Annotated in this window: 15 protein-coding genes; 5 read left to right on the top strand and 10 right to left on the bottom strand. The window is 72.9% G+C overall.

The annotated features are described in order from the left end of the window. Nucleotides 1-58: 58 nt before the first annotated feature. Nucleotides 59-952, bottom strand: a complete 894-nt coding sequence (locus tag HZZ10_RS00550) for a formate/nitrite transporter family protein (RefSeq protein ID WP_179912024.1) — start codon at nt 950-952, stop codon at nt 59-61. Between the two features lie 340 nt (nt 953-1,292). Here HZZ10_RS00550 and HZZ10_RS19970 point away from each other — a divergent pair, with 340 nt between their 5' ends. After that, a complete protein-coding gene (locus HZZ10_RS19970; RefSeq protein ID WP_179912023.1) occupies nt 1,293-4,499 on the top strand; it encodes an Ig-like domain-containing protein in 3,207 nt (1,068 codons plus the stop codon). A gap of 193 nt (nt 4,500-4,692) precedes the next feature. Here HZZ10_RS19970 and HZZ10_RS00540 read toward each other — a convergent pair whose 3' ends face one another. From HZZ10_RS00540 to HZZ10_RS00530, 3 genes are read right to left on the bottom strand one after another with little or no spacing between them, the layout of a single operon-like run. Then, nucleotides 4,693-7,287, bottom strand: coding sequence for a LuxR C-terminal-related transcriptional regulator (locus HZZ10_RS00540; RefSeq protein ID WP_179912022.1), 2,595 nt, complete (start codon nt 7,285-7,287; stop codon nt 4,693-4,695). Next, the gene (locus HZZ10_RS00535) at nt 7,284-8,690 is read right to left on the bottom strand and encodes an MFS transporter (RefSeq protein ID WP_179912021.1); all 1,407 of its coding nucleotides are present in this window, start codon (nt 8,688-8,690) and stop codon (nt 7,284-7,286) included. Before HZZ10_RS00535 ends, HZZ10_RS00540 begins: the two co-directional genes overlap by 4 nt. Before the next feature lie 9 nt (nt 8,691-8,699). Then, the gene (locus HZZ10_RS00530; protein WP_056134838.1) at nt 8,700-9,215 is read right to left on the bottom strand and encodes a MarR family winged helix-turn-helix transcriptional regulator; all 516 of its coding nucleotides are present in this window, start codon (nt 9,213-9,215) and stop codon (nt 8,700-8,702) included. A gap of 143 nt (nt 9,216-9,358) precedes the next feature. Between HZZ10_RS00530 and HZZ10_RS00525 the strand changes: the two genes are divergently transcribed. Together HZZ10_RS00525 and HZZ10_RS19965 are read left to right on the top strand one after the other, a co-directional pair. Next, nucleotides 9,359-10,810, top strand: coding sequence for an MFS transporter (locus HZZ10_RS00525; RefSeq protein ID WP_179912020.1), 1,452 nt, complete (start codon nt 9,359-9,361; stop codon nt 10,808-10,810). Nucleotides 10,811-10,865: 55 nt separating this feature from the next. Further along, nucleotides 10,866-12,965: an acyltransferase family protein gene (locus HZZ10_RS19965; RefSeq protein WP_179912019.1), complete on the top strand. Its 2,100-nt coding sequence runs from the start codon at nt 10,866-10,868 to the stop codon at nt 12,963-12,965. 51 nt (nt 12,966-13,016) lie between these two features. Here the strand turns inward: HZZ10_RS19965 and HZZ10_RS00515 are convergent, their stop codons facing one another. Beyond that, nucleotides 13,017-13,892, bottom strand: coding sequence for a hypothetical protein (locus HZZ10_RS00515; RefSeq protein ID WP_179912018.1), 876 nt, complete (start codon nt 13,890-13,892; stop codon nt 13,017-13,019). Between the two features lie 54 nt (nt 13,893-13,946). Then, a complete protein-coding gene (locus HZZ10_RS00510; protein WP_179912017.1) occupies nt 13,947-15,158 on the bottom strand; it encodes an MFS transporter in 1,212 nt (403 codons plus the stop codon). 165 nt (nt 15,159-15,323) lie between these two features. On the opposite strand from HZZ10_RS00510, the gene HZZ10_RS00505 reads away from it, so the two are divergent. Then, nucleotides 15,324-15,779, top strand: coding sequence for a MarR family winged helix-turn-helix transcriptional regulator (locus HZZ10_RS00505; protein ID WP_056134827.1), 456 nt, complete (start codon nt 15,324-15,326; stop codon nt 15,777-15,779). 100 nt (nt 15,780-15,879) lie between these two features. Here the strand turns inward: HZZ10_RS00505 and HZZ10_RS00500 are convergent, their stop codons facing one another. The 3 genes from HZZ10_RS00500 to HZZ10_RS00490 all read right to left on the bottom strand — a co-directional run bounded on the left by HZZ10_RS00500 (nt 15,880) and on the right by HZZ10_RS00490 (nt 18,818). Then, complete coding sequence (locus HZZ10_RS00500; RefSeq protein WP_179912016.1) at nt 15,880-16,812, bottom strand: ROK family protein; 933 nt, start codon at nt 16,810-16,812, stop codon at nt 15,880-15,882. Next, nucleotides 16,809-17,591 (bottom strand): glucosamine-6-phosphate deaminase, encoded by a 783-nt coding sequence (gene nagB / locus HZZ10_RS00495; protein WP_179912015.1) that lies wholly within the window; start codon nt 17,589-17,591, stop codon nt 16,809-16,811. Before nagB ends, HZZ10_RS00500 begins: the two co-directional genes overlap by 4 nt. A gap of 69 nt (nt 17,592-17,660) precedes the next feature. Next, complete coding sequence (locus HZZ10_RS00490) at nt 17,661-18,818, bottom strand: ROK family transcriptional regulator (protein WP_056134819.1); 1,158 nt, start codon at nt 18,816-18,818, stop codon at nt 17,661-17,663. An 89-nt stretch (nt 18,819-18,907) separates the two neighbouring features. Here HZZ10_RS00490 and HZZ10_RS00485 point away from each other — a divergent pair, with 89 nt between their 5' ends. Beyond that, nucleotides 18,908-20,329 (top strand): family 20 glycosylhydrolase, encoded by a 1,422-nt coding sequence (locus tag HZZ10_RS00485; protein WP_179912014.1) that lies wholly within the window; start codon nt 18,908-18,910, stop codon nt 20,327-20,329. Here the strand turns inward: HZZ10_RS00485 and nagA are convergent. After that, the gene (nagA, locus tag HZZ10_RS00480) at nt 20,306-21,520 is read right to left on the bottom strand and encodes an N-acetylglucosamine-6-phosphate deacetylase (protein ID WP_179912013.1); all 1,215 of its coding nucleotides are present in this window, start codon (nt 21,518-21,520) and stop codon (nt 20,306-20,308) included. The genes HZZ10_RS00485 and nagA overlap by 24 nt on opposite strands. Nucleotides 21,521-21,548 lie beyond the last annotated feature (28 nt).

Raw genomic sequence — 21,548 nt, 5'->3', positions numbered from 1 at the left:
CTACGGATCCGTCCCTCCCAGGTCCACCCCTCCCAGATCTGGTGCGGTCAGGCGCCGGTCACGCGTCCTGGAGCGCCGGTGCGCTCGGAGCGGCAGCCACCTGCGCCCCCGCGCCCGCCACGTCCCCCGTCAGCCCAGCCCGCGCACCCGACGCCGTCAGCGCCTCCAGCCCGCGCCGGTGCGCCCAGTACAGCCCGAGGCCGGTGAGCAGCACGCCCCCGACGAGGTTCCCGGCGAGGACCGGAAGCTGGTTCCACAGCCACCAGTCGCCGACGGTGACGTCGGCGCCGAGCATCATGCCCGCGGGGATGACGAAGAGGTTCACGACAGCGTGCTCGAAGCCCTGCGCGAAGAACGTCGTCACCGGCAGCCACATGGCGACGATCTTGCCGCCCGTCGACCTCGAGGTCATCGCCATGACGACCCCGAGGGTCACCATCCAGTTGCACAGGACAGCCTTGACGAGCACCAGCGCGAGGCCGCTCGCACCGAGGGCCTCGTAGCCGAGGGTCTTGGTCTCGGCGATCTGCACGAGGTTCGCCACGAGAGGGTTCTCGGTGTCCGTCCCCATCCGGCTGATGACCGCGACGTACATCGCCGCGTAGCCGGCAGCCCCCACGACGTGCCCGGCGAGGACCAGACCGAAGCTGCGGAGCATCGCCCCGACGCTCGCCCGGCCCTTGACGACCGCGAGCGGGATGAGTGCAAAGCTCCCTGTCACCAGCTCGAGGCCCAGCAGCACGATCATGACGAAGCCGACCGGGAAGACGAGCGCCCCGACGATCGGCTGACCGGTCTGGACCGTCGCCTGGTAGGCGAGGGTCGTGGCGCAGGCGAGGATCGCACCGCCGAGCACCCCCCGCACGAGCATCTCGGTCGTGGACAGCGACGCCTTGGTCGCGCCGGCGTCGACGGCGGTCGCGAGGACCTCGTCAGGCTTCACGTAGGTCATGGGTGACTCCCTCTCGGAACGGACGGCAGCCACCGTCGTGCTCTGAGCCTGGGCCCGGTGCCGACGCGCGTCGTTGCGCGGCGGTGACCGGCGCGTAAAGGTCTCCTCATCGCCGTCTGGGACCGCTGTGAGGTCGGCCGTCCCCTGCGGGCCCTGCGGGCCCTGCGGAGTATGAAACCCGGGATGAAGTCCGGCCCTCGCGCGCCCCGAGGGCCCAGCCGGTCACGAGCATAGGTGGGCGCCGAGACCTGGACGAGCCGCGAGACGGCCTTCTCAGAGTGCGACGCGCGTCGATCTCGGCCGGACCGAGACGTGACCCCACTCTGGAGGAGCAGCACCCGTGAAGCCACCATCCACGACCGAGACGTCGCGCACCGCGCGCCGGTCCGTCCGACCTGCCGCCGTCGCGGCGACAGCCCTCAGCCTCGCGCTCGGCGGCCTGACGCTGCCCGCCACGGCCTGGGCCGCCCCGGCACCCGAGGCATCGACCTCGAGCTTCGGGCTCGGGGCGCAGGTCGCCGGGACCGTCCCCGACGGCATCTGCGCGGTCCGCGCGACAGTCGTCGGCGGTGCCGGCGGACGCTCGGCCGCGGGGGCCAACGGCACCGGGTCGAACGGCGCCGGGGCCGCAATCACCGCGACCTTCGCGGTGACACCCGGGACCACCTTCAGCGGGACCGTCGGCGGAGGCGGGCGTGAGAACGTCGACGCGGCTGGCGGCGCAGGCGGCGTCAACGGCGGCGGGACCGGCGGCACGGCTGTCTCCCAGCACGGTGGTGCCGGCGGAGGCGGCTCGACAGTCCTGTTCCTCGGCGGGACCACCCCCGACGACGTCGCCGTGCTGGCGGGCGGCGGCGGCGGCAGCGGTGGCGGGCACTCCGTGACCACCGACGGCTTCGGCGGAGACGCTGGCCTCCCGGCCGGTGCCGGTGAGGTCGCGGCAGGTGCCGACGGCACCGACGGCTTCGAGGGCGGACCTCAGGTCGGCGGCGGTCAGGGCGGTCGCGACGGCCAGCCCGGCGCGGGCGGCGTGCACAGCACCGACCCGAGCCTGAACGGCCAGGCTGGAGCCGGCAGCGCCGGTGGTGCCGGTGCAGCCGACCCGAACTACGACGCCGGAGGCGGCGGCGGTGCCGGTCTCACCGGCGGTGGCGGCGGCGCGTCGACCATCATCAAGAACAGCGACAACGGGATCAACACCGTGGCCGGCGGCGGCGGTGGCGGTGGCTCGTCCTTCGTGGCGGGCACAGCCTCCGACGTCACCTCGGCGGCCTCGGGCCGTCAGACGGGGACCGGCAAGGGCGCCGACGGCTCGATCGAGCTCGACTGGGTCGAGTGCGGCTACGACCTCGCCGTGACCAAGACCGCCTCGGTCGACGGCGCTCCGACAGGCTCGCCCGACCGTGCACCTGTCGGCTCGACGGTCACCTGGGCCGTCACCGTCGTCAACAACGGCCCTGAGGCCATGACGCGCGGCGACATCCTCACCCTCACGGACACGCTCCCGGGCGACGGCGCCACGTCGGTCACCTCGGTGGTCGTCGCGGGCGGCACCAACGACACCTTCGAGCGCGGGCCGATCACGTGCGACGCCGTGGTCGGTTCACCCCTGCCGAGCACCGTGACGTGCTCGCGCGAGCACGCACTCCTCGGTGGCGCGGCTGACGGTCGCCGTGGGCTCGACGTCGGCGAGAGCGTCACGATCACCTACACCCAGGCCGTCACGGACACCCCCGGGACGACGCTCGAGAACACCGCGACGGTCCAGGACCGCGGCGACCAGGACGACAACAGCGACACCTCCGTCGTGACCGTCGTCGGACCGCCCACGGCTACCGACGACTCGGACCTCGGCAACACCATCGGCGAGACCGTCCGCGTCCCGGTGCTGGGCAACGACACCGCGACGACCAGCCCGCTCGACCCCACCACGCTCGTCCTGTGGGACCCGGCCACCAGCACGTCGACCGGTCTGCAGCTCGTGGTCCCCGGCGAGGGCACCTGGACCGTCGAGGGCGGCGACGTCGTCTTCACCCCCGTCGCCGGCTTCCTCACCGACCCGACCCCGGTGTCGTACAGGATCTCTGACGAGGACGGCCTCACGGCGACGGCCGTCGTCACGGTCGACTACGTCCCGGCCGCGGCCGACGACGCCGACCTCGGACACGCCATCGGCGACGTCGTCACGGTCGACGTGCTGACCAACGACACCGGCGACCTCGACCCGAGCACCGTCGTGCTCGTCGACGGCAGCGCCCGCACCGACCGTCTGGTCGTGCCCGGCGAGGGCACCTGGACCGTCGTCCCGACGACGGGCGCCGTGGTCTTCACCCCCGAGGCCGGCTTCCTCACCGACCCGACCCCCATCACCTACGAGGTCACCGACACGACGGGCGACACCACGAGCGCCCGGGTGACCGTCGGCTACGTCCCCGACGCGACCGACGACGTCGACCACGGCAACACCATCGGCGAGGTCGTCACGGTCGACGTGCTGACCAACGACGCTGGCGACCTCGACCCGACGACCGTCGTGCTGGTCGACGGCGAAGAGCGCGTCTCCGAGCTGGTCGTCCCCGGCGAGGGCACCTGGACGGTCGACCCCACGACCGGAGCGGTCACCTTCACCCCGGCGGACGGTTTCACGGGGAACCCGACCCCGGTGACCTACGAGGTCACCGACTCGACGGGCGACCTCGTCTCGGCGACGGTCACCGTCACGTACCTCCCCGTCGCGACCGACGACGCGAAGCACGGCAACACCGTGGGCTCGCCCGTCGTCGTCGACGTCCTCCCGAACGACACGGGCTCGGTCGACCGCAGCTCGCTGCGGCTCGTCGACCCGGTGACGGGTGAGCGTGTCCTCACGGTCACGGTCCCCGGCGAGGGCACCTGGACCGTCCAGCTCGAGACGGGCACGGTCACCTTCGTGCCCGAGGACGGGTTCACCAAGAACCCGACACCCGTCACCTACGAGGTGCTCGGGACCGCGGGAGACCCCGTCTCCGCGCTCGTGGTGGTCACGTACCTGCCGCAGGCGCAGGACGACGTCGACGTGGACAACGTCCGCGGCACGCCCGTGACGGTCGACGTGGTCGGCAACGACACGGGCACCCTCGACCCGAGCAGCGTCAGGCTCGTGGACCCCGCGACGGGTGAGCTCGTCACGACGCTCACGGTCCCCGGCGAGGGGACCTGGACCGTCGACCCCGAGACGGGTGCTGTGACCTTCGTGCCGCTCGACGGCTTCGAGGGCGACCCGACGCCGGTGACCTACCAGGTGACCGACGTCGAGGGGAACCTCACGTCGGCGACCATCACGGTGACGTACCTGGCCGAGGCGCCCACCCCGACCCCGGCGCCCAGCACCCCGGCAGCACCCGCGGCGCCCGCCGCGCCGGCAGCACCGGCATCACCGGCCCGTCCCGGAGCCGCTCTCGCCACGACCGGTACCGAGGTGCTGGTCGCCTCGGGCACGGCCCTGGCGCTCGTGCTGGCAGGCGCAGCCGGCCTGGTCCTGCGTCGTCGTCGGACGACGCGCTCCTAGTCCCTCACCAGGACGCAGCCCAGCACGACGAAGACTGGCAGGCCTGAGCTTGCCGACGACGACCCTGGTGCACCGGTTCCCCCCGGCGCACCAGGGTCGTCGTGCGTGCCGGGGTCGTCACGCGTGTCGGGCCCGTCATACCTCTGGCGGTCGCCGTGCCTCCAGGAGCACGAGCCCTCCCGCCGGTCTCGGCTCAGGCCCGGCTCTCGTCGTCGAGCCTGGCGAGGCGGCTCTCGTCGTCGAGCAGCCCCAGCCGGCGCGCGACGGCCAGCGCCGACGAGCGCGACCCGACCCCGAGCTTGCGGTAGAGCGTGCGCAGCTGCGACTTCACCGTGTGGTTGCTCACCACGAGACGCTCGGCGATCTCCGTCGTCGACCCGGTCCGCGCGAGCTCGCGCAGGATCACCGTCTCCCGCGGGGTCAGGACCGGCACGTCACCGCTCGACGGGACGACCTCGGGCCACGGCTCGCCGAGGATCCTCTCGGCCTCGACGAGCCCGTGCCGACCGGCGAGCGCGCGCAGCCTCTCGCGGTCGTCGGCGCTCAGGACGATCACCGGCAGCCGGAGTCCGTGGACCGCGAGCAGCGCCGAGGCGCGGGACAGCGCCGCGACGGCCTCGGTCTCGTGCCCGGTGGCGAGCGCGGCGACAGACTCGAGCAGGGCCCGGTCGGTCTGCGTGCGGATCGAGGAGAAGGGCGCCCCGGTGCTCTGCGCGAGGGTCGCGAGGGTCTTCTCCGGCAGCCCGGCGGCGAGCTGGGCCCTGGCGAGGGCGACAGCCGCGGCGGCATCCTTGGCAGCGTCGGGTGGCGACACGAGGACCGTGTGCGCGCGGCCTGCGGCGACGAGCAGGAGCGCCCGGGTCGCCACGAGCGTGGACTCCGTGGCCGGGTGCGCCGACCGCCGCGCCTGGTGGGTGGCACGGGTGGCCTCGAGCCTCTCGAGCGCAGCGTCGGCGCCACGACCGAGGAGGTCGACCAGCGCCTGCACGTGGGCGATCAGCGGCCAGTGCTCGATGGTCTCCAGGTGCCGCTCGAGCAGGTCCAGGTGGTGCTGGGCCGTCTCGACGTCGAGGTCCTCGACCGCGAGCAGCGCCTCGGCGACCTGCAGCAGCGAGCCCGTGTACCCGTCGACCCAGCCCTCCGGCCACGAGCGTCCGCGGGCGTCCTCGACGAGGGCCCGCGCCCGTGACATCGAGCCCTCGAGCGCGTGGGTGCCAGCCAGCAGCGCGAGGTTCGGCAGCGCCGCCAGCGCGGTCGTCGCCTCCCCGAGCCCGCGCTCGAAGGCGGCGACGGCGTCGGTCGAGCGGCGGGCGTGCAGGAGCGCGACGCCGCAGTGCGCGTAGACCTGCGGCAGGAGGTCGAGGATCTGCGCGTGCTGCTCGGGCGTGAGGTCGTCGATGCGGCGGACCACGTCGTCGGCGGCACCTGCCGCGGCGCCGCCCCGCCCGGTGAGGCGCAGGGCGATCATCTCGACGGCTCGCAGGACCAGCCGCTCCTCGGGCGGGACCGTCGACCTCGCGACGCGCGCCGAGGCGACGGCCAGCCCGAAGAGGGCGATCGCGCGTGCCCGGCCCCGCCTGTCGGCGTTGAAGCCGAGCGCCACGAAGAACACGAGCAAGGGGCGGCGGCGGAGCCTCACGAGCCCGAGCGGCGAGACGGTCCGGCGCACGGTCCCGGCGTACTCGGTCAAGAACCCACGCCAGTGGTTGCGGACGATCGTGTTGGCCAGCGGGACGTCGCCCGCGTCGACGGCCGCCTCGAGGGCCTCGACGGGCCGGTCGTGCGTGTCGGCCCACAGCGCGACCCGGCCGCGCAGCTCCGCGAACAGCTCGGGCGAGGACCGCCGGAGGTCGGCCCTCAGGGCGGCCCTGACGACGGTCGTGTACGTGAAGACCCGCTCGTGCCCCGGCCGGTTCCACGTCCCGAGCCCGAGCGCCTCCGCCTGGTCGAGGAGCACCGCGGCATCGGCCCTCCCGGTGAGGCCCTCCGCGAGGTCGACCGAGACGGCGTCCGCGACGACGGTCCTGCGGAGCAGACCGACCACGTCGGGCTCGAGGCTCGTGACGGCCGAGAGCACGAGCGACTCGACAGCCTGCGCAGGGTCCAGGTGGCCGGTGTGCTCGTGCTCGAGGGCGAGAGCCCGCGTGACGAGGGGCGAGCCGCCGGTCGCCTGCCGCGCCGTCGCCGCCGTCTGGTCGTCGACGCCGAGGAGCCGCGCGGTCTCCGCGGTCGACAGCGCGAGCGCGTCGGCGTCCACCACGCGCACGTCCAGGCGCAGGCGCAGCTCGGGTGCGGCGAGACGCGACGCGGACCGTCCGGCGACGATCGCACGGACCGTCGGGACTGCCCCGAGGACGTGGAGCAGGTCGGCGGTGGTCTCGTCGTCGAGCCTGTCGACGGTGTCGAGCACGAGGGTCACGGGCCCGACCTGCTCGAGAGCCCGGACGAGGAAGGCCCTGACGTCACCGACCTCGCGCATGGAGGCCGATGCTGTCGCGAGGAGGTCGCCGGGCCCGACGAGCCCGGCGTCGACGAGACGTCCGGCGACGCCGGCCCAGAAGCCCCGGCGGGTGACGTCACGGTCGCCGAGGTCGTACCAGGCACCGCGCAGGTCCGGGTCTGCCGAGGTCTGGGCCCACTCCGCGAGGAGGACAGTCTTGCCACCGCCCCCGGGACCACGCACGACGACGAGCGCCGAGGCGTCGTCGAGCAGACCGACGAGGTGCGGGCGCGGGACGACCCACGACGGCAGCCGGGGTGCCCCGTAGACGCGGCGGGTGCCGGTCATGCGTCCACCGGGTCCGTGCGGCCGGGCGCCTCGGCCTCACCTGCTGCAGCGGTGCCGTGCCGCGCGTCGTGGTCGAGGCCAGCAGCTGGGCTGGGATCTCCGGACCCGCGGGCCTGCCGGACCAGGAGCGCCCCGACGAGGGCGACCACGGCAGCGACCGAGGCCGTGACGAAGAGCGCCGGGTAGCCGCCGAGCCGCGCGATAACCACGGCGGCGACGGCAGGCGCGACGGCCTGCGGGATGTTGGTCGCCATGTTGTAGAGGCCCAGGTCTTTGCCGGCCGACGCGCCGCCGTCGGGGAGCACCTCGGTCACCAGGGCGCTGGACGCCGCGAGGTGCGCGCCGAAGGCCAGCCCGCGCAGGGCCGCGAAGACCGCCATCCCGGCGACTGTGGGCGAGCCGAGCGGGACGAAGAACGAGACCGCGAGGAGCCCGCACGCTCCGACGAGGTAGGGGATGCGGTCGCCGGTCCTGTCGCTGAGCCAGCCTGTCACCGTGATGCCGACCAGCACGGACAGCAGGCCGACGACGGTGAGGGCCCCGATCGCACGGTTCGCCTCGTCCGTGCCGAGCCCGACGTGGTCGGTGAGGATGAACAGCTGGTACGCGAAGACGAGGTGGTAGGCGAAGACGAAGAAGAAGCGCGCGACGAAGGTCCGGGTGAAGGCCTGGGTGCGCCACGGCGCGACGACGAGCCGCACGACGGCAGGGATCGCGCGACCGCCCCGGAGCGCCAGCTTGCCACCCTGTGCAGGACCGTCCGGCGCAGGCCTGCCCGACGCGGGTGCTCTCGATGCAGGGACGGACACCGGGCGGGCGCGGGCACCGACGGCGAAGACCGCCGTCGCGACCAGGACGCAGAGCCCGAGACCGAGGTAGACCGTCCCCGGCTGGTCCGCGCGCGGCCCGGCGAGCACGACCGCCGCACCGCCACCGAGCACCCCTCCGGCGCCGACGACGGCGAGGACCCGGCCCCGCCTGGACGGTGGGACCTCGTCCGGGACGACCGCCGAGGACGCGACGTCGACGGCGTTGAGCGCGAACTGCGCGACGACCCACAGCGCGCCCAGCAGCACGAGGGAGCCAGCCCCACCCATCGCGAAGAGCGCCGCGGCGGAGACGAGCGCGCCACCGACCATCCACGGGACCCGGCGACCGTACCGGCTGCGCGTGCGGTCGCTCAGCGCACCGACCAGAGGTTGGGACGCGATCGCGACCACGAAGGAGACCGTCGTGACGAGGGCGAGGTTCTCGACCTTGCGCGACGGGTCGATGCCGGCGACCTGGTTGGGCAGCAGCACGACGAGGACAGCCGCATAGCTGGCCGCGAGCGCGAGCGACACCACGGACAGAGAACCCGCGAGCGCTCTCGTCCGCCCCGTCGTCGTCGCCCCGGTCAGCACCGGTCCACCCTAGGCGTCAGATCCGTCCGCGTCGCGCGGCTGTCCGTCGTCCGGACGCGTCGTCGCATCACCCGGGCGGGGCCACGGGCGCCCCTCGAGGGCCTCGATGCCCCGGTTGAAGCGCTCGAGCATCCGCGCGAAGTCGGCGGCCTCGTCCTCGGTCCAGCCCGCCATGACCCTGCCGAGCGACTCGACGGTCCTGTCGCGCGCGTAGGCGAGCCTGGCGGCACCCTCGGAGGTCATCGCGAGCTTGCGCGCCATCCCGCCGTCAGGGTCGGGGATCCGTTCGATGAGGCCGGCCTTGAGCATCGCGGCGGTCTGCCGGTTGACGGTCGAGGTGTCGAGGCCGAGGGCTGCGCTCAGCTCGCCGATCGACAGCGGTCCGTCGAGGTCGATCCGGGTCAGCACGACGTAGGCGCTGCGGTCGACCTTCTTGTGCGCGTCAGCCTTCCGGGGTCCGTCGAAGATGCTGTGCCTGTTGAGCAGCACCATCTCGAGCTCGATCAGCCGCGCGGGCTCCACCATGGGACTCGGCCATCCTCTCCTCGGTCCGTGGCGCCGTGCGACGGACCCGCAATATGCATGTTACATGTCGTGTGTATAGTGCACATCGAGCACGGCGACACCCGCCGGGCGCACAGCACCACCCGACGACAGGACCTCACCCGATGAGCGAGACCACCCCGAGCCCGAGCGCACGCCCCGGCATCATCATCGCGACGCTGGCACTGGCTGGCATCGTAGCCGCGCTCATGCAGACGCTCGTCGTCCCGCTGATCGGCGACCTCCCCACCCTGCTCGGGGCGTCGGCCTCGAGCACCACGTGGGTCATCACCGTCACGCTGCTCACGGCGGCCATCGCGACCCCCGTCGCCGGGCGTCTCGGCGACATGTACGGCAAGAAGCGCCTCATCCTCGCCTGCACGGCGCCGCTCGTCCTGGGTTCCGTCGTGTGCGCGCTGTCGTCCTCCGTGGTGCCGATGGTCGCCGGTCGTGGGCTCCAGGGGCTCGGCATGGGGATCGTGCCGCTCGGCATCAGCCTGCTCCGCGACGTCCTGCCCGCCCAGCGCGTCGGCTCGGCCATCGCGCTGATGAGCGCCTCCATGGGTGTGGGCGGAGCGCTCGGCCTGCCGTTCTCCGCGGCGATCGCCGAGAACGGCAGCTGGCGCACGCTCTTCTGGGTGGCCGCAGGCCTCTCGCTCGTGGTGGCCGGCATGGTCGTCGCCTTCGTGCCGCAGGGTGTCGCCAGGGTCCGCCCCGGACGCTTCGACCTCGTCGGTGCCGTCGGCCTGGGCGCCGGTCTCGTCGCGCTCCTGCTCGCGATCTCGCGCGGATCCGACTGGGGCTGGGCGAGCGGCACCACGATCTCGCTGTTCGTCGGCGCGGTCGTCGTGCTCCTCGTGTGGGGCTGGTGGGAGCTGCGTACCCGCGACCCGCTCGTCGACCTCCGCGTGACCGCCCGCCCGCAGGTGCTCATGACCAACCTCGCGTCGGTCCTCGTCGGCTTCGCCATGTACGCGCAGTCCCTCGTGCTGCCCCAGCTGCTCCAGCTCCCCGTCGAGACGGGTTTCGGCCTCGGCCAGTCGATGATCGCGATGGGGCTCTGGATGGCCCCGGCCGGTCTCATGATGATGGCGATCGCCCCCGTGGGGGCGAAGCTCTCCGCCACCCGCGGCCCCAAGACCACGCTCGCCCTCGGCGCCCTGGTCATCGCCGTCGGGTACGCCTCGTCCATGCTGCTGCTCGGCTCGACGTGGGGCGTCCTGGTCGTCACCCTCGTGTGCAACAGCGGTGTCGGCCTCGCCTACGGCGCGATGCCCGCCCTCATCATGTCGGCCGTGCCGCAGGACGAGACCGCGGCGGCCAACAGCTTCAACGCCCTGATGCGCTCGATCGGCTCATCGGTCGCCGCCGCGATCATGGGCATGATCCTCGCCCACATGACGATGGACTTCGGCGGCACGGCCCTCCCGACCGAGACGGGCTTCCGGACAGCGCTGCTCATCGGAGCCGGTGTGGGCCTGGCAGCGTCGGTCGTCGCCTTCCTCATCCCCGTGCGCCGTGCGAGCGCCACCGGCGAGCCCGAGCCGGCCGTCGAGAAGGTCACCCAGGCGGCCTGAGGCAAAGCCTCAGCAGCGCCCTCCCGAGGTGCGACGTGCGGGTACCCTCGCACTCGTGGCAGGGGACACTTTCAGTACAAAGTTCAAGGAACGGGCAGGGGTGGTCACGTCTGACCCCTCGCTCGGCGCTCCCAGGAGGACGGCATTCCTCCCAGAGATCCAGGCGCTCAGGGCTCTGGCCGTCACCGCCGTCGTCGTCTATCACCTCTGGCCGCAGGTGCTGCCTGCCGGGTTCACCGGGGTCGACGTCTTCTTCGTCATCTCTGGCTTCCTCATCACCTCCCACATGATCGGCGAGCGAGAACGCACAGGTCGCTTCAGGCTCGTGGCGTTCTTCGCTCGCAGGGTCCGGAGGATCTTGCCTGCCGCGACCACGGTGATCCTCGTGACAGGTCTGGTGTCGGTGCTCGTGCTGCCGGAGCTCCGCTGGGCCGATCTGACGAGGCACGGGACCGCGTCGCTGGTCTACCTGCAGAACTGGGTCCTCGCCGGAGACGCGGTCGACTATCTGACCGAGGGGTCGGGCGCGAGCCCCTTCCGCCACTTCTGGTCGCTGTCTGTCGAGGAGCAGTTCTACATCGTGTGGCCGCTGCTCTTCCTGCTCGTCTCCGCGGGTGCGTGGTCTCACAGGCGCCGGCGGGCAGCGGTCGTGCTGATCTTGGGGGTCTTGTCGGCCGCGTCGCTCTGGGTGTCCGTCAGCATGACGTCGGCAGGAGACCCCACGGCGTACTTCGTCAGCCAGTCTCGGTTCTGGGAGCTCGGGATGGGCGGGCTCCTGGCTGCGGCCGCCCGGCCGACGCTGCGCCCGAGGGTCGCGGCCGTGGTCGGGACGACCGGGACGGCCGTGATCGTGGCCGGGATGTTCCTCGTCTCCGCCGGGTCGTTCCCGGGCGTCGCCGCGCTCGTCCCGACCACCGGTGCCGTGCTCGTGATCTGGTCGGCGCGCTCCACGCAGAGCACCTACCTCCGGACGATGGCATCCGCCGCACCGGTCCAGTGGTTGGGTGGCATCTCCTACTCGCTGTACCTCTGGCACTGGCCGCTCCTGGTCTGGGCCCCCTACGTCGTGCCCGGCGCACCGCGGCTCCTCCAGGACACCGGCGTCCTGGCCGCGTCGCTCGTGCTCGCAGCTCTCTCCCGGCGACTCGTCGAGACGCCGTTCCAGAGGACTGTCGCGCCGAAGGCACCTCCCGGTGCGGTTGTGGCCTTCGCCCTCGTGACGACCCTCGTCTCGGTCGCCGTCCTCCAGGTCCCGGCTGCCGCGGCAGGACGCAGGGCCGACGAGAGGGACGCAGCCACGGCGGCGATGATCGCAGACCCACCACCTGGGCTCGGTGCGGCGTCGGTCTCAGAAGGCTCGTACTCCGCCTTCGTCGCCGGCTACCCCATCGTGCTGCCAGCACCGCAAGATGCTCGGTCAGAGCTGCCTGAAGGGGCCGACGGGCGCTGCAAGTCAGCGATGGACTTCGCCACGACACCACGCTGCACCTTCGGGGACGACGACGCCGGGACGACGATCGCCCTCGTCGGCGACTCGCACATGGAGCAGTACCTCCCGGCCTTCCAGGTGATCGCCGACCAGCACGACGTCAGGGTGCTGACCTACTTCCACAGCAGCTGCCCCTTCTCGCAGGCTCAGCGCGTCTCCGACGCCGAGCGCGACGGGGCCTGCCTCCACGCCAACGAGGAGACCCTGGCGTCGCTCCTCGCAGAAGACGTCGACCTCGTCGTGACGTCCAACCGGACCCAGGTCGCCTTCGTCGACTCCGCCGAGGTCCCGGGCCCAGTCGAAGGGTTCGTCCGAGCCTGGGACTCCCTGAGATCCGCAGGCCTCCCGGTCGTGGTCCTCGCAGACAACCCGCTGATGCTCCCCGACGACGCCACGTCAGAGTGCGTCCTCGAGCACACCGACAGCCCTGAGGCCTGCGAGAGGCCTCGTGCCGAGGCCATGCCGACCGACCATCAGATCGCGGCCGCGCACCTGGCGGACGTGGACCTCGTCGACACGGCCTCGTGGTTCTGCACCTCCGACACCTGCCCCGCGGTCGTCGGGAGCGTGCTCGTCTACCGCGACGAGCAGCACCTGACCCCTGCGTACACCCGCACACTCGTGCCGCGGCTCTGGGACAGCGTCAGCCCGTACGTCACGCACTAGGCCCCCGCAGGGGAGGATCCCCCGCTCCCCCGCCCACGAGGACGCGCCCGCTCAGGACGTCGGCTCGACCAGCCCGCCGTCTCCGGCGACCAGGTCGCCGCACGAGACCTCCTGGGCTGTCGTGACGACGGGGTCCGTCGCCGCGGCACCCTGGGCCACGACCTCGACAGCCCCGTTGGTCGCAACCTCGCCCGCAGAGTCCAGGTCGACGAGGGTCCTGGTGACCGTCCAGCCGTCGCCCTCCTCGGTCGCGAGCAGACCGGCGAGGTGCAGCACGCCGTCGACGTCGGTGCACCCGACCCCTGTCCCCTGGTCGCCGAAGCCGCGGTCGAACACGTAGGGCTGGCCGCCCTGGTCGACGGTCTGCGTCACGGCGCACCCGTCGAGGGAGAACAGCTGCGCCTGCCGTCCGAGGTCCACGAGGGCGATCGGCGTGAGGTCGGCGCCCACGGTGTTCACCACGGCCGACGCACCGATCGGGCTCGCGGAGTCGATCGGTGCCGAGAAGGTCGCCCCCGAGGCTGTCGTGATGCCGAAGGTCCGCTCAGCCCCGGCGGTGATCCACGCGGTGTCGGCACGCCCGTCACCGTCCACGTCCACGACCTCGCTGCTCGCGGCACCGTCGGGGATCCCGCCGTCGGTCGCGGGGCATCCCTCGCCCACGCCGGTGCTCGGCGCGGGCTCTCCGGTCGCGCTGGCGGACGGCGCCGGGGTCGTCGCGGGGTCTGAGGCAGCGGCGCTCGTGGTCGCCGACGGAGCCGGCGCCGAGGACGTCGCGCCGCCCCCGCCGTCGTCGTCAGAGCTGCAGCCTGCGAGGAGCAGACCCGCCGCGGCGAGCGCGGCGGTGACGGCGACTGACCTGCGGTGCACCGCAGACCCAGGACGCTGACGGACAGGACGGACCGGGGTGATGGGAGAAGTACGCACGTCTTCGGTCTATCACCGCAGCCCAGACCCCGCACCCGCTGCCGGAGCGTCGGCTCAGCCGACCTCGACCTGCGCCGCCCGCGCAGACGCCTGCACCTTCCCGGCACCGTCGCCGTCCTGACCGCGACGCTCGAGCCCCGTCGCGACCAGGAGCGCAACAAGAGCCACGAGCGTGATCCCGGCCCCCGCCCACAGCGGTGACAGGTACCCCAGACCCGCACCGATCGTCAGACCGCCGACCCACGCACCGAGGGCGTTGCCGACGTTGAAGGCCGCGATGTTGGCCGCCGACGCCATGGTCGGCGCACCTGCGGCGTGGCCCATGATCCGCAGCTGGAGGCCGGGGACCGTCGCGAAGCCGAAGGCCCCCATGAGGAACAGCGACACGACAGTCACGACCTGGCTGGTCGCCGTGAGCGCGAAGACCGCGAGAACGACTGTGAGCACGGCGAGCAGGACCAGCAGGGTCCGCGTGATCGACCGGTCCGCGGCCTTGCCGCCGAGGTAGTTGCCGACGAACAGCCCGGAGCCGAAGACCACCAGCAACCACGGCACCGTGCTCGAGGCGAATCCGGAGACCTCGGTGAGCGTGTAGGCGATGTAGGTGAAGCCGCCGAACATGCCGCCGAAGCCGAGCACCGTCACGAGGATCGACCACCACACCTGCGGCTCGCGGAAGGCTCGGAGCTCGGCACGCAGCCGCGGCGGCACGGCGTCGTCGGCGGTCGCGGGGACGAGCGCGACGATCCCGACGAGGGCGACCACGCCGATCACGGTGATGGCCCAGAAGGTCGAGCGCCAGCCGAGCTGCTGCCCGAGGAAGGTCCCGAAGGGGACCCCCAGCACGTTGGCCGAGGTGAGCCCTGCGAACATCATCGCGATCGCCCCCGCACGGCGGTCCGGGGCGACCATGCTGGTCGCCACGACGGCCCCGATGCCGAAGAAGGCCCCGTGGCACAGCGCGGCGAGGATGCGCCCTGCGAGCAGCAGCTCGTAGGTGGGCGCGAGCGCCGAGAGCAGGTTCCCGGCGATGAACAACCCCATCAGCCCGACGAGGACCTTCTTGCGGTCGAGCCGGATCACGGCCGCGGTGAGACCGATCGCCCCCACGGCGACGGCGATCGCGTAGCCGGAGATGAGATACCCGGCGACGGTCTCGGTGACCGCGAAGTCCGCGGCGACCTCGGGCAGCAGCCCCATGATGACGAACTCGGTGAGCCCGATGCCGAACCCTCCGACGGCGAGCGCCAGCAGACCTAGAGGCACAGGGCCCCTCCTTCAGACGAGGACGAGAGGGACCACCCCGACGCTGCACGCGGCGATACCCCGCGTCCGCACTAGTTGCAGACGCGTTCTAGATAGTTGCACGCGCGCACATTCGACGCAAGCCTTACACTGGAGAGGTCGCCCACCCCCGACCGAGGAGACGCCATGGGAATCGCCGACGACGCCGTCGAGATCCGCGCCGAGGGCTGGCGCACGCTCGCCGCCCTGCACGGCATCATCGAGTCCAGGCTCGAGCGCGCCCTGGCTGAGGAGCACCGCATCTCGGTCGTCGAGTACACGGTCCTCGACGCGCTCTCCCGCCAGCACGGTTGGCACATGCGCATGCAGCAGCTCGCCCGCGCGGCGGCGCTCAGCGCGAGCGCGACCACGCGCCTGGTCAACAGGCTCGAGGAGCGCGGCCTGCTCACGCGCATCCTCTGCCAGGACGACCGTCGAGGCATCTACACCGAGCTCACCCCGGCAGGCGAGGCGCTCCTGCGCCAGGCGCGCCCGACCCACGACGCCGCCCTCGCCGAGGCTCTCGAGACGGCTCAGCAGACCCCCGAGGTCGCGCCGCTCGTCGAGGCCCTCGCCGGGCTCCCGGTCCTCAGCCGCACCTGAGCGCGCGCCACGGCAGGACGCTCCCCGCACGGCTGGGCACGGCCACGCACGCCGGGCGGACCGGGCAGGTCCCCGGAGGGACCCCGCCCCGTCCGCCCTCTCAGACCAGCTGTCGACGCTCGATCGCGTCGAAGGTCGCCAGCCCAGACCCCAGCACCCCGGCACGCTGACCGAGCGAGGCCGTGACGATCTCCGGCACAGCGGCGACGTGCGACAGGACGTCGAGCCGCGACCTCAGCGCGTCGACCAGCACGGCCCCCGACGCCGAGAGCCCCCCGCCGAGCACGACCCGAGCGGGCGAGAGCAGCGTGATCGGCCCGAGCAGCCCGTGCGCGAGCCAGTCCATCGCCTCAGCCCACACGCTGTCGGCCCGCGGGTCGGAGCCGAGCGCCGTGACGACGTCGAGCGACGTCGCGTCAGGGTCCCCGGTGAGCGCGCCGTAGGCCCGCCCGATCGCCCGTGCCGAGGCGTACATCTCGAGGCAGCCCGTCTGCCCGCAGGGGCAGGGACGACCGCCCTGCTGGACAGGGATGTGGCCGATCTCGCCGGCCTGGTGCAGACCGCCGGAGACGACCTCACCACCGGCCACGACGAGCGCGGCCATGCCCGTGCCGATGAAGACGGCGAGCAGGTCAGAGGCCCCGGCACCCGCACCGAGCCTGTGCTCGGCCACACCCGCGGCCGTGACGTCGTGGTGCAGGACCACGTCGAGCCCGAGCAGCGCGGAGAGCCTCGCGGCGACGGGCTCGTCGGCCCACCCGAGGTTGCTCGCCAGCCGCACGACACCCGTCGGGCCCTCGATGATCCCGGGGACCGCCAGCCCCACGGCGCACACCCGCGACCTGTCGACGTCCGACAGCCCGGCCAGCAGGAGCCTGCACAGCGAGGCGATGGTCGCGATCGTCGCCTCGCCGTCGCGCTCGGGCGTCGGGAGGTCGGCCCGCACGAGCGGCGCCCCCAGGCGCGCGTCGAGCACCTCACCCCGCGCGTTCGTCCCCCCGATGTCGAGCGCGAGGACGAGCCCCTGGTTCACAGACCCTGCCAGGCAGGCTTGTGCGCGTAGGCGTGACGGTAGTAGTCCGTCAGACGCAGCCCGGCGGCCGCGTCCTCGTCGAGCAGGACCGTGACGTGGGGGTGCATCTGGGTCACGGAACCCGGGCAGAGCTGGCTGACGGGACCCTCGACCATCGCGGCGACGGCCTCGGCCTTGCCCGCGCCGGTCGCGACGAGCACGAGGTGGCGGGCCTCCATGATCGTCCCGAGGCCCTGGGTCAGCACGTGGTACGGCACGTCGTCGACGTGGTCGAAGAACCGCGCGTTGTCCTGCCGGGTCTGCTCGGTGAGGGTCTTGAGACGGGTGCGCGAGGCGAGCGACGAGCCCGGCTCGTTGAAGGCGATGTGCCCGTCCGACCCGATCCCGAGCAGCTGGAGGTCGACGCCGCCGGCCGCGCGGATCGCCTCGTCGTAGCGCGGGCCGGCCGAGGCGATGTCGTCAGACCCGCCGTCCGGGCCCTGCACGCGGGACTCGTCGATGTCGACGAGCCCTGTGAGCTCGCGCCGGATCACCTCGCGGTAGGACTCGGGGTGGCCGTGCGGCAGACCCACGTACTCGTCGAGCAGGAACGCCCGGGCGTGCGCGAGGCTCAGCCCCTCCTCCGTGTGCCGCCGGACGAGCTCGCGGTACACGGGCAGGGGTGACGAGCCTGTCGCCAGGCCGAGGACGGGTGCCTCATGGGTGCGCAGCAGGTCCTCGATCGCGTCGCCCACCACCGTGGCGATCTCGTCTGCGCTCTTCAGGATGACGATCTCCATGAAGGGTCCTTCCGTCGTGCATCGGTGCGGCGCGTCGGCGTCGCGGTCGGTGGGGGGTGTCTGTGGGGGCTACGACAGCCCGAGCTCTCGGCCGAGCACGTGGGCCGCGGCGCCGGCGAGCACGCCGTCGTGCCCGAGGGCCGACATCCGCAGCCGCACGTGCTGGTCGCCGAAGGGCCGCGTCAGCGCGAGGACCGTGGACTCGGCGGCCTGGAGCAGCGGACCGTTGAGCAGCTCGTCCGGGCCGGAGAGCACGACGTCACGCAGCCCGAGGGCCTGGGTGACGGGCGCGAGGATCTTGCCGAGCTGACGACCGGCAGCCGCCAGGACCCCGGCGGCCTCGGCCTCGCTGAGCCCGTCGATGCGCGCCCGCAGCCGCGGCGCGGAGACGAGGGCCTCGAGGCAGCCGCGTCGTCCGCACGAGCACTCCGGGCCGTCGGCGAGCACGTTGACGTGGCCGATCTCGCCCGCCGTGCCGTCAGGTCCGCGCAGCAGCGCACCGTCGACGAGGATGCCCGCGCCGACACCGTGGCCGATCTCGACCAGCAGCAGCCCGTCGCCCGACCCCTCGCCGAAGGTGTCCTCCGCGAGCGCCGCGGTGTCGGCGTCGTTCGCGACGTAGGTGGGGTGGCCGAGCGCCTCTTCGATCTCGGTCCGCAGGTCGAGGTTGGTCCAGCCGAGGTTGGGCGCACGCCGGACGACCCCGTCGAGGTCGACGACCCCCGGTGTGCCGACGCCGATGCCGAGCACACGACCGGGCGCGGTCTCGACGAGGCGGCGGGCGAGCGCGATCGTCTTGTCGACGGCCGCCTGGCCCACGGCGCCGTCGAGGTCGACCTCGGTCGTCTTGACGCGGGTCCCGGCGAGGTCGACGAGGGCGCCGCGCAGGACGGTGTCGTCGGAGAGGTCCAGGCACACGGCGTAGCCCCCGGCGACGTTGACGCCGACGAGGGTCGCGGGCTTGCCCATGTGGGTCCCGGGGCGGACACCGAGCTCGAGCACGAGACCGGCCTCGAGGAGGTCGCTCACCACGTCGGAGACAGTCACGCGCGCGAGCCCGGTCATCCGTGCGAGGTCTGCCCGGCTGTAGGAGCCGTCCTCGAAGAGGTGCTGGAGGATCAGAGACCTGTGGTGCTTGCGGGCGTCAGACGGCAGGAGCTTGCCGGGCGCCGAGCCCGACCTCGCCGTCGGGCGGCGGGTCTCGGCGGATGCGGGGTTGCGTGCCATAATACTAAGTACACCTTACATACTTAGTCGCTGTCAATCGCTCTCCGGCGACTGGTCCACCAGCCCTCTCGACGTCCTGAGGTGACATCGTGACCCTTCCTCTCATCCCTGCTCCGCAGTCCTCCATCCTCCGGGTCGGGCCCGGCGAACCGCTCACAGCGTCGCACGTCGACGCCCTCGCCGACGCCCTCGCCCCCTGGGCCCCGCGCGCCGCAGCCGCCGCGCGGCGGACCCTCGCCGACCTCCCCCGCACGACAGGCAGCACAGCCGGCGTGACCGTCACCGCGACCCTGGACCCGTCCCTCGCCGACGAGGGCTACACGCTCGACCTCGCGGCAGGTTCCTGGACGCTCACCGCGGCCGACGAGGCCGGGGCCTTCTGGGCGGTCCAGTCGCTCGCCCAGCTGCTCCGGGACGGCGCCGTCCCCGACCTGCAGATCTCCGACGCCCCCGCCTACCCGGTCCGCGGCATGATGCTCGACATCGCCCGCTTCTACTTCGGCCCGGACGAGATCCGCCGGGTGATCGACCTCGCGGCCTCGTACAGGCTCAACCAGCTGCACCTGCACCTCAGCGACGACCAGGGCTGGCGCCTGGAGATCCCGAGCCGCCCGCTGCTGACGAAGATGTCCGCGGCCCAGGACGTCGCGGGCGGCCAGGGCGGCTACCTCACGCTCGAGGACTACGAGCAGCTCCAGCGCTACGCCCTGGACCGCCACGTGGTGATCGTGCCCGAGGTCGACCTGCCCGGGCACACCCACGCCGCGCAGGTGGCTTACCCCGAGATCTCACCCGACGGGGCCGAGCGCGAGCCCTACATCGGCACAGAGGTGGGCTTCAGCTCGCTGCACCTCACGTCCGACGAGGCGTGGGACTTCGTCGACGACATCGTCGCGACCCTCGCCGAGCACACCCTCGGCGAGTACGTCCACCTCGGCGGCGACGAGTCGCTGACCCTCACGCGCGAGCAGTACGTCACGTACATGGAGCGCCTCGGGGCCGTCGCCGAGAAGCACGGCACCAAGGCCGTCTTCTGGCAGGAGGCGGCCGGCGCTGCCCTCCCCCCGGGGACGCGCCTGCAGTACTGGACCTCGCAGATCGAGACCGACCACATCGCGCAGGTCGCCCGCGACCACGACGTCACCTTCATCGCCTCCCCCGCGACCCGGGCCTACCTGGACCAGAAGTACACGGCCGACTTCCCGCTCGGTCTCACCTGGGCGGCGATCGTCGACGTGCGCGAGGCCTACGACTGGGACCCTGTCGCCGAGCTCCCAGGTGTCCCCGCGGAGTCGGTCGTCGGCGTCGAGGCCTGCCTGTGGACCGAGACACCGCGGTCCTTCGACGACCTCACCATGCTGGTCCTGCCGCGCCTGCCGGCGGTCGCCTCGGTGGCCTGGGGCTCCCCGAAGGACTACCCGGCCTTCGCGTCGGCCCTCGCCCAGCACGGGCGCTGGTGGGACGCCGACGGTCTCGTCTTCTACCGCTCAGAGCAGGTCGACTGGACCTGACGCCTGGCCCGGCTCGCGCCGTCCGCCGTGCAGCACCGCCACCACGGTGAGTGACCCGTCGAGGACGACGGCGTCGGCGCGGGCCCCGGGCTCCAGGTGACCGACGTCGGTCCGGCCCAGGACCCGGGCCGGCGTCGTCGTCAGCGCCGCGAGCGCGTCGTCGAGGGGGACCCCCGCGGCGACCGCACCGCGGAGCGCGACGTCGAGGGTGAGGGTGCTGCCGGCGATCGACCCGCCCTCGCGCAGCCGGGCCACCCCCTCGACCACGTCGACGACGAGCGACCCGAGCAGGTACTCGCCGTCGGCCACCCCTGTCGCCGACATCGCGTCGGTGACCAGGACGGTCCGCCCCACCCCTGCTGAGCGTGCCGCGTGCTGGACCGTGAGCGGGTGCAGGTGCACGCCGTCGGCGATGAGCTCGACCGCCACGCGCGGGTCTTCGAGCAGCGCGAGGACAGGCCCGGGCACCCTGTGGTGCACGGGCAGCATCGCGTTGAACAGGTGCGTCGCGAGCGTGACCCCGGCGTCGACAGCAGCCGTCGCCGTCGCGGCGTCGGCGTCGGTGTGACCGATGGCCGCCACGGCCCCGGCCTCGACGATCCTGCGGACGGCGTCGAGACCGCCCGGCAGCTCGGGCGCGATCGTCACGACCTTGACGACCCCGGGCCGGGCGCCGAGCAGAGAGTCGACGTCCGCGAGCGCGGGCTCACGCAGGAGGGTCGGCTCGTGGGCGCCCTTGTGCAGGGGGCTCAGCCACGGGCCCTCGAGGTGGACCCCGGCGATCTCGCCGCTCTCGACGAGGGGGGCCAGTCCGACGATCGCGTCGCGGAGGGCCGGCAGGGGCGCTGTGACCAGGCTCGCGACGATCGTCGTGGTGCCGTGGGCCCTGTGCGTCGCGGCGACCTCCCGGGCGCTCGCGAGGAGGTCCGGGCCGTCGCCGAAGGACGCACCTCCGCCCCCGTGGCAGTGGACGTCGACGAAGCCGGGGACGAGCGTCGCGTCCCCGAGGTCGACGTGCTCGGCCGAGGCCCACGCGGCGTCCGGCTCGCCCGCGCCGACGGCGACCACGAGGCCCTGGTCGACCACCAGCCAGCCGGGGCTCAGGGTCCTGCGCCCGGTGCGCAGGGAGGCGGCCGAGTACACGGTCGGGGACTGTGCACCGGGGACGGCTGGGGCGGGGGCGCTCGACATGCCCTCACCCTAGCGACACCGCGCGTCC

The organism is Sanguibacter inulinus, from assembly GCF_013415325.1.
In the GTDB taxonomy this organism is placed as follows: domain Bacteria; phylum Actinomycetota; class Actinomycetes; order Actinomycetales; family Cellulomonadaceae; genus Sanguibacter; species Sanguibacter inulinus.
This window is presented reverse-complemented; position numbering and strand designations above follow the sequence as displayed.